Here is an 8737-nt window from a genome sequence, read left to right on the forward strand (position 1 = left end):
GAAAGTTGGACCATCGACAGATGCCGGGCCATATCTGACCAAATTATAATTTAGCCCCGTACTGTTACAAATGTAAAGTGTACCTATTAATGTAACTACCGCGCGTTGATTTATGGAAGAACGGTGAGGGTGGGGACGGGGATATTTTTGCTGTGGTTTAGCTTTTTCATAACATGAAGTGGCGCTATTAGGATAGGTATATTCGTCATATATAATGTGAAAAAATGTCGAATAATGTTGAATTAAATGGATTAAAATTTGCATGAACGGCCTGTTTTGCCTATATTCACACTTGTTATCCTGTATAATTTACGAATACGCGGAGTCCTTAACCGCTGTTCAATTCTTAAGTTGATTATTCAGGGTGAGCGTGTGATTCAATGGTCTGAAATTTTTGGCCCTTGTCTCCTCATTCATTCTACTATTCCTTTTTATGAGAGAGAGAAGTGACAAATGACCATGAAATCAATTGCCTGGGTAACCGACAGTACAAGTATCATAGATCCGGAGTTCGCTAAGAATAATCATGTATATATTATTCCGTTACGGATTATTATCAACAACGAATGTTATAAAGAAAATATAGATATTACGATTGATGACTTCTATGAGAAAATGCGCCAGCATGAAAAGGTAGGCAGCTCACAGCCTCCAATCGGTGAGTTTATTGAGCTATATGAACGGCTGAAGGAAGAATACGATGAAATTATCGCTGTACATCTATCGTCAGAGCTTAGCGGCACCTATAATGCTTCGATGCAAGGCGCCGAAATAGCGGAGGCCAATGTGATTGGAATTGATGCCAAGGTTGGCGCTTATCCGATCCGGGAAATGATCATGCGCGGTATACATTGGCAGAAGAAGGGCTTTACTGGATTAGAAATTAAAGCGAAGATTGAAAATATTATTGAGAATATGTCCTTTTACTTAATTCCTGCAAGCTTGACACAGCTTCATCGCAGTGGACGTGTTTCTGGAACACAATTTGTACTTAGCCAATTGCTGCGCATAAACTTGCTGCTTCGTTTTGACGAAGGAAAGGTCGTTGTTGTGGAGAAAATCCGTACAATGAAGAAGACGCAACAGGCGCTTTTGGAGATATTTAAACAGGATGTAGGGCTTGTTAGTGATGTATGTATCATGCATTCTAATAATTTAGAGATGGCACTCAAGCTAGAAGAGGACATAAAAGCAATGGCGCCTGACTTACGAACTGAGATTATGACCTATATTCCTGCTGTGGCTGTTCATGCGGGTGAGGGTACTGTAGGGCTGTCCTGGATCAAGAACACTAGCATCAATAGTATTCATCCGAGTGCGCCTTTAGCCTTCCCTGAAGCAGTATTTGCATAGAGATGAACAAAGAAATCGCTCCTTGGGAGATGGATGGGTGACCACCATTGTACCAACAGGCGATTTCTTTTTTTTTGAAGAAGTATGCTGTTATTTGATCGCACGACGACGGAACATTTGTCCAATTACATCACTTAGTACGAGTCCAGCTGCAATGGCTCCAGAGAGCATTAATGCCCGAACAGCGATTTCTACAGCCAGGGTATAGTCCTCTTCCACAAATTTACGCATAGCATCGTAAGCGAGACCACCCGGAACAAGCGGGATAATACCACCTACACTAAAAATAATAACCGGCATTTTGAAGGATCGCGCGAAAAATTGGCTGACGATGCCCACTATTACACTAGCTGCAAACGTAGCAACGACAGGCCCGAAATCTACATTAAGAAGCACATACACCATCCAGCCCACCATTCCGGCAAAACCACACTGTAGTAGTGAGCGCTTAGGCGCATTAAATAGAATACAGAAGGTTGCCGCGGCGATAAAACTGGTTATAAGTTGCAAAATCATGAAGGGCTAACCTCTTTCACATGGATATTAAAATAGTGATAGTACAAGCCCGATACCTGTACCGATCGCAAATGCAGTTAGAAAGGCATCGGCTCCCTTAGATATGCCTGAGACCAGATGGCCGGCCATCAGATCACGAACGGCATTGGTAATGAGTAGCCCGGGTACTAGAGGCATAACGGAGCCGATAATGATTTTGTCCATCTCTTGACCTATCCCCAGCTTTACAGAACAGAAGGCTAGAAGTCCGATCAGGAAGGAAGCAGAAAACTCTGCAAAGAATTTAGTCTGCACTAAACGATGCAAATAGATGACCGCAGCGAAGCCTAGTCCGGAAATCGGCAAGGCGGGGAGAGCATCCCACAAACTGCCTTTAAACATAACGGTGAAGCAAGCACCAGTAAGAGCGGCTGCTAAGATCTGCAGCCATACGGGATAGACAGGTGAGGCTTCATCGACTTCTCCTAATTTTGCACGAGCTTCCTCAGCTGTAATCTGACGTTCGCTTAGACGCCGAGAAATGTCATTGACCTCCGATACCTTCTGCAGATCTGTTGTCCGCTCCGCAATTCTGTATAACTTAACAGGTTCTATTCTATTTGTGGTGAACATAATAACGGTTGGCGTCACATAGCTATGTGCTCCTGGGAACCCGAGAGATCCTGCCATTCGTGTCATCGTATCTTCCACTCTGGATGTTTCTGCACCATTCTGCAGCATGATCTTGCCAGCAAGAAGACAGAGATCAACGATTTCATAATACGTAGTGTTAGTGTTGCTCGTGCTATCCAACTTCTCCGGTCCTCCTCAGGAATGTGATTATCTATGTTTACATATTTCGATTGTCGCTTCATCTACGTGAAAATAACAACCCCAATATAGCATTATAAACGATATGGTGTGTATTTTAATATAGTTTTTATTTATAGTGTCCGCCAATCTTTCCAGATCTGTCCTTAAGCTGCCCGGCATCTGTAAAAGAAGCTGCTCGCCCAATGATCGTCTCCCCGTATTTATTCTTGAGGGCATCGGTCGCACGTTCGAGTTCTCGATAGCGAGGGCGAGACTCAAATAGGGTCAGCTGGTACTGGCTTTCGTCAGATAGACTGGACAGGCTTAAGTGGATTCTACGCACAGGCTGACCGTCCCAGTGGAGTTTGAAGAGAGAAAGAGCTGCCTCATATACCAGCAGGGTGGCATTTGTAGGATCGCTCATTGTAGTCTGTCTTGAGAAGCCTGTTGGGTCATCAAAGCTGGCACCTTGGCAGCCGATAGACACGACTGCACCATGCATTAACAATTTGCGGCAACGTCTACATACAAGCTCAGATAGCTCAAGAATGATGGTCTTAATATCTTGCAGCTTATTGTAATCCCGTGGAAGCGTCATTTGGTGCCCGACACTTTTGGGTGCGACTTCATAGGTGCTTGGGCTCACGGGGCTGTCATCGATGCCATTGGCTATCCGCCAATATAGCTCGGCGTCGATATCGCATTTTTTGTGGAATTTCTCCCGCATGCGCCATTTTAGCTCGCTTAGCGGCATCTGCGCTAAATGGCCAATTGTTGAAATACCCATACTCTGGAAGTGGGCGGACATACGGCGACCTACCATGAACAGCTCGCTAATAGGGAGGGGCCAGAGCATATTCGGAAGCTCCTCGTGAGCGAGGGTGAATATACCATCCGCGTTCTTCTTGGCCCACAGGTCGCAAGCCATTTTGGCGGTAACCTTGGAATATCCTATGCCGATGCGCGCACGCACACCTGTGTTTCTACGAATTAGATCCTGAATGGCGGCAGCGATTTCCCTTGGACTGCCAAATAAGCTGAGGCTACCGCTGACATCAATAAACTGTTCATCGATAGAATAGGGCTCTACCTGGTCGCTAAACTTACGTAGAATATCTGTGATTTGAGAGGAGACATCGATATATTGCTGCATATGTGGTCTGACCACGATGACTTCGGGGCATTTTGCCAGCGCTTCCTTCAACGTCTCGGCGGTAGTAATGCCATAGGATTTGGCTATAGGGCAGGCAGCCAGCACAATACCGCTCCGTCTAGCTGGGTCTCCAGCAACGATCAGCGGCTTATTGCTGTACAGCGGATTAGAGGCTTTTTCTACGGAGGCATAGAAGCTTTGACAATCAGATAGCATAACGACACGCTCTTTATTCATAGGTTCACACGCTCCAGGTGAGGTAGAGGTACCTTATATTTTATCTCATTATTATAATACGAACATATGATCGTGTATATTCATATTTTCTTCCATTTATTTTTAGTTTCAAGGGTGCACAGACCTGTAGCCACACCCCCAGAGATAATCGTGAGGATGGAGTGGAAGAAGGTTTCCTTGGAAATCAGAATACCTCCAGCCCCGATAATAATGAAGTCCGTCAAAAAAATGATGAGTCCAAGATTTAGCGGGACATACCTTTTTATAAATTGTGCGAGCAGATCGGTGCCACCCGTACTTGCTTTAAACCGCAGCATAATCCCAAGTCCCGTTCCCATCAAAAAACCGCCAATAATGGCGCTAGAAATGGAACCAAACTCAAAATAATACAGAAAGTGATATTGGAAAGGACCGAGAAGCTCGATCAGAAAGGATGAAATCAATAGGCCGAGTACACTGTTGTAAAAGATATCGCGTTCCTTTAACCAAGCGAGCAGAAAGATAGGGAAGCTGCAGAGAATTATAGCTACGCCAATTTTAGCGTCGGATAAATAATTAATAATGAGGGCTATCCCTATTATTCCCCCATCCAGGATTTTATATGGTACGAGAAAAAAATTAGTTCCCGCAGCAACGAGTAAGCTTCCTAAAAGAATGATAAGGTATCTTAATGGCCGCATATTTAACATCTCCACATTAAAGGCATGTCTATAAATATGCTTGTCACTTCCAAAAAATTGCAGTTGAACAAAAAAACCTGATTATGAATCCGGCTTCCAAACCATCAAACCAAACAAACAACAACATCCTTCCTTACGTAGCGATTGTCCGTTTACGCTTAGCCAACTCATCGGACCACCGTAGTTAATTTCATTTTAATCAAGCTACTTATACATTCGGAGGATCGAGCAAAGTGATTTACATTGAGTTATAGGTAAGCGTGAGCAAGCGGAGTGTTGTCCAATCACATTAGCAAACGCATCTCATGAAACACAAGCCGCACATCTCCAATAATTTGAGACATGCGGCTGTGTTTTTAACGGGAGTAACGCTTACGGAAGCGAAGCGGAGAAATTCCAATCTGCTGAGCAAATCGACGCGAGAAGTAGGCGGCGCTCTCGAAGCCGGTACGTTCTGCGATTCCGGCTATAGAGAGCTCTGTCTTAAGAAGCAATAGCTTGGCTTGCTCCAAGCGGTAATCCGTCAAATATTCCATTGGAGTCAGCCCATATACTCGTTTCATGCAGCGGGTAAGGTAGTTATAGTGAAAATGCAGTGCGTCCGCGAGTGAGGCATTGGAGAGAGGCTCCGTATAATGATTACGGATATAAGTCTCTGTCTGCTCTGCGATTTCCACCGCATGACTATCTGATGTATCATGCTGTGCTAGATCCATCATCCGCAGCATTTCTTCAAATATCCGTTGCTGCTGCCAAACTGCGCTGGAACGCCGACCCGTAGACAGCTGTAATAGCATCTCGGCTTGTCCGCTCCGTTCAAAAGGGTCAGGGAGGGGGCCGAACTGTGACACTCGAATGGTATACGGATGAGTAAGAAACTGCCGAAAATGTGTCTCGCGGTTAATATACACGGGTTCACCCTCAGAAATGGACCAAACTGCGAGGGTATGAAAATGAATCCATATGAATGAAGTGGTCTCTTCGCATGCCTTAACGGAATAATGATAGCGATCAGGTAGCAGAAGTAGAGTATGTCCCGCGGAAACCTCCCATTGATTATGTTCTTCACCGATAAATAGACAGCCTTGTTCTACAATAAGTAGATCAAATACCCCAATATGGCTTCTACTAGGATGCTGATCTCCTGGTTGATAAACCGTGCGATTGCATTCTAGAAAATAAGGAAATGGCGGCGCAGCGAAATGTATACATGAAGGGTCCATTTTGTAATTATCCCTCCTTTCTAAAGTGTGAAATAGTACAAAAAAGGGGTTGCTTCTGATTGTATTTTTAATCTATTCTACCCCCTATAATTACAATTAGCGAGTATGAAATAAGGCTGAGGGGAAGATGATGATGAACAAAAATATACAAGATCAAGAAGTTGTAAAAGATCAAACTGTTACCATTCAAGATGATTTCTGGGGCAGATACATTAGGCTGGTCCAGGACGTTGTTATCCCCTATCAATATGAAGCATTGCATGATAGAGCACCAGGAGCTGAACCCAGTCATGCCATTGCTAATTTTGAGATTGCTGCGGGCCGGAAGACAGGCGAGTTTTACGGCTGGGTATTTCAAGATAGTGATGTGGCTAAGTGGCTGGAGGCCGTTGGTTATTCCTTAAGCATCACACGAAATCCTGAGCTAGAGTGTCAAGCGGATGAAGTGATTGACCTCATTGGCGAGGCCCAGCAGGAAGATGGATACTTAAATACTTATTTTACGATAAAAGAACCGGGTAAACGCTGGACCAATCTGAACGATTGTCATGAGCTGTACTGTGCTGGACATTTCATTGAGGCTGCCGTTTCTTACTATGAAGCTACTGGCAAAAGAAAACTGCTCGACATCATGTGCCGGATGGTCGATCATATCGATTCTATATTTGGACCGGAAGAAGGCAAATTGCGGGGATATGATGGCCATCAGGAGATTGAACTCGCGCTCGTTAAGCTGTATCAATTGACAGGTGAGGAACGATATTTGAAGCTCAGCAGCTTTTTTATTAATGAGCGGGGTCAACAACCCAATTTCTTAAAGGAACAATGGGATAATTTGGGTGGCATCAATTTTTTCACAGGTCGGAAGGAAGTTCTTGATTTAAAATATTACCAGAGTCATCTTCCAGTAAGAGAGCAGGAGGTGGCTGTAGGCCATGCTGTACGTGCGGTTTATATGTATACTGCTATGGCTGATCTTTCCGCTATTACGGGAGATGAATCACTCCGTGAAGCATGCGAGAGACTGTGGAATAACATTACGAACAAGCAAATGTACATTACAGGCGGGATCGGCTCTACACATAGAGGTGAGGCGTTCACCTTTGATTATGATCTGCCAAACGATTCGGTGTACGCAGAGACTTGTGCTTCTATTGGGCTGATCTTTTTTGCACAGCGTATGCTGAGAATGTCACCGGATGCACGTTATGCCGATGTCATGGAGCGGGCGCTTTACAACAATGTGTTGGGCTCGATGGCACAGGATGGCAAGCACTATTTTTATGTGAACCCACTGGAAGTGTGGCCTCAGGCATGCAGTTGCAACCCCGAGAAACATCATGTGAAGTCTGAGCGTCAAGGCTGGTTTGGCTGCGCCTGCTGCCCTCCGAATGTGGCACGTCTACTGACTTCGCTCAATCAATATATTTACACGGTTCATGGCGATACACTCTATACGAATTTGTATATTGGAAGTGAGCTAAACACTAAGCTGAGTGGAACGGATGTTACGATTCATCAAGAGAGCAACTATCCATGGGAAGGCACAGTGTCAATGAAGATTAATCCTGAAGTAGATGCGGAGTTCGGGATTGCTTTGCGGATTCCATCGTGGAGTCTGGGAATGGAGATCAGAGTCAATGGGGAAGCGCTGAATACTGCTGAGAACATGGAGCAGGGATACCTCGTTATTCGGAGAATGTGGAGAGCAGGAGACATAATCGAAGTGAATGACCCAATGGAGGCACATCGCATTTATGCTCATCCCAATTTGCGTGCAGATGCACAAAAAGTAACGATTCAACGCGGACCGCTTGTGTATTGCCTTGAAAGTATCGATAATGGTGAGCCTTTAAGCTCTATTTCTTTAATAGAAGACAGTAAACTCACTGCGGTTTTTGATGACACTTTGCTTGGTGGTACTGTTGTTGTCGAGGCAGATGGACTACGTGTAGATCAAGAGGGCTGGAGTGGTGGACTTTACAGCAGAAAGAAAGCACCCCTTCAACCTGTTAAGGTTAAGGCTATTCCATATTACTTATGGGGAAATCGTGGCAGTGGCGAAATGAAGGTATGGATTCCGGAAGATAATCTGTAAGAGATAGGTAGGCAAAGATGGCGAGACTGGTTACTGTTTAACAGCTTTCACTGATCGGGGCGGCCGTATTTTACAGCCTGTCCCTTTTTTTGATGAAGAGGGAGGTAGGCACGTTACGCCCCCTGCGCATGTTCATCCTAGAATAATGTACTTTTGCAGGTTTTTTCGCCATATCGGATGGTTTCGGATAGCTGGAATTTACGCTTTATTGTAAGCTTTATTGTATGCTATATTTGATCGGGACAAGGTAGTTGATTATTTTACAGAACATATTGGAGGCATCACAATGAGCAAACGTTATCGAATTACGAGAGCTATGCAGAATGATGGAGATTCGGCACAAACGATATCTTTAGAAGAGTGCAAGCAGTATTTCGCGTCCAAACCTGATTTCACCTATACATCCGTTTTTACAGTAGCAGGCGCCACTACGATGACCATTGAAGGAGATTTCTTTATGTGGAGCTTTGGTGATGCTACAATCCCATTTAGACATTATCAAGGGGATATTTACGTGTCTGGCAGCAATGAAGCTGTAATCCCGAGAATGCTTGAGGTTGCGAGTGAGTTAAGAGCAGATGTTGTGGAAGGGTAAAAAAAGATGACCCCTGAAGAGCTCTAGACCGCTGAAAAAGTCCCAATACTAATTTCCCTGAAGACTATACATCCAAGGTGTCAGTTGTAA

8 protein-coding genes are annotated in these 8737 nt (G+C 44.5%); 3 read left to right on the forward strand and 5 right to left on the reverse strand.

Translation table 11 applies throughout. The annotated features are described in order from the left end of the window. Positions 1-453 precede the first annotated feature (453 nt). The gene (locus CA598_RS25280) at positions 454-1353 is read left to right on the forward strand and encodes a DegV family protein (RefSeq protein ID WP_306440402.1); all 900 of its coding nucleotides are present in this window, start codon (positions 454-456) and stop codon (positions 1351-1353) included. Between the two features lie 90 nt (positions 1354-1443). Here CA598_RS25280 and CA598_RS25285 read toward each other — a convergent pair whose 3' ends face one another. The 5 genes from CA598_RS25285 to CA598_RS25305 all read right to left on the reverse strand — a co-directional run bounded on the left by CA598_RS25285 (position 1444) and on the right by CA598_RS25305 (position 5954). Continuing rightward, on the reverse strand, positions 1444-1869 hold the full coding sequence (locus CA598_RS25285; protein WP_094871344.1) for a threonine/serine exporter family protein: 426 nt from the start codon (positions 1867-1869) through the stop codon (positions 1444-1446). A 27-nt stretch (positions 1870-1896) separates the two neighbouring features. After that, the gene (locus tag CA598_RS25290; RefSeq protein ID WP_042187254.1) at positions 1897-2661 is read right to left on the reverse strand and encodes a threonine/serine exporter family protein; all 765 of its coding nucleotides are present in this window, start codon (positions 2659-2661) and stop codon (positions 1897-1899) included. Positions 2662-2788: 127 nt separating this feature from the next. After that, positions 2789-4051 (reverse strand): DNA polymerase IV, encoded by a 1263-nt coding sequence (locus CA598_RS25295; protein WP_094878310.1) that lies wholly within the window; start codon positions 4049-4051, stop codon positions 2789-2791. An 80-nt stretch (positions 4052-4131) separates the two neighbouring features. Next, the gene (locus tag CA598_RS25300) at positions 4132-4740 is read right to left on the reverse strand and encodes a YitT family protein (RefSeq protein WP_094871412.1); all 609 of its coding nucleotides are present in this window, start codon (positions 4738-4740) and stop codon (positions 4132-4134) included. 347 nt (positions 4741-5087) lie between these two features. Then, complete coding sequence (locus CA598_RS25305; RefSeq protein ID WP_094878311.1) at positions 5088-5954, reverse strand: helix-turn-helix transcriptional regulator; 867 nt, start codon at positions 5952-5954, stop codon at positions 5088-5090. A gap of 133 nt (positions 5955-6087) precedes the next feature. Between CA598_RS25305 and CA598_RS25310 the strand changes: the two genes are divergently transcribed. Both CA598_RS25310 and CA598_RS25315 read left to right on the forward strand, forming a co-directional pair. Then, positions 6088-8052 carry a glycoside hydrolase family 127 protein gene (locus CA598_RS25310; protein ID WP_094878312.1) on the forward strand — a complete coding sequence of 655 codons (1965 nt, stop codon included), beginning with the start codon at positions 6088-6090 and terminating at the stop codon, positions 8050-8052. 286 nt (positions 8053-8338) lie between these two features. Then, positions 8339-8647: a hypothetical protein gene (locus CA598_RS25315; protein WP_094871350.1), complete on the forward strand. Its 309-nt coding sequence runs from the start codon at positions 8339-8341 to the stop codon at positions 8645-8647. Positions 8648-8737: the final 90 nt, after the last annotated feature.

It is taken from the genome of Paenibacillus sp. VTT E-133291, assembly GCF_002264395.1.
In the GTDB taxonomy this organism is placed as follows: domain Bacteria; phylum Bacillota; class Bacilli; order Paenibacillales; family Paenibacillaceae; genus Paenibacillus_AQ; species Paenibacillus_AQ nitricinens.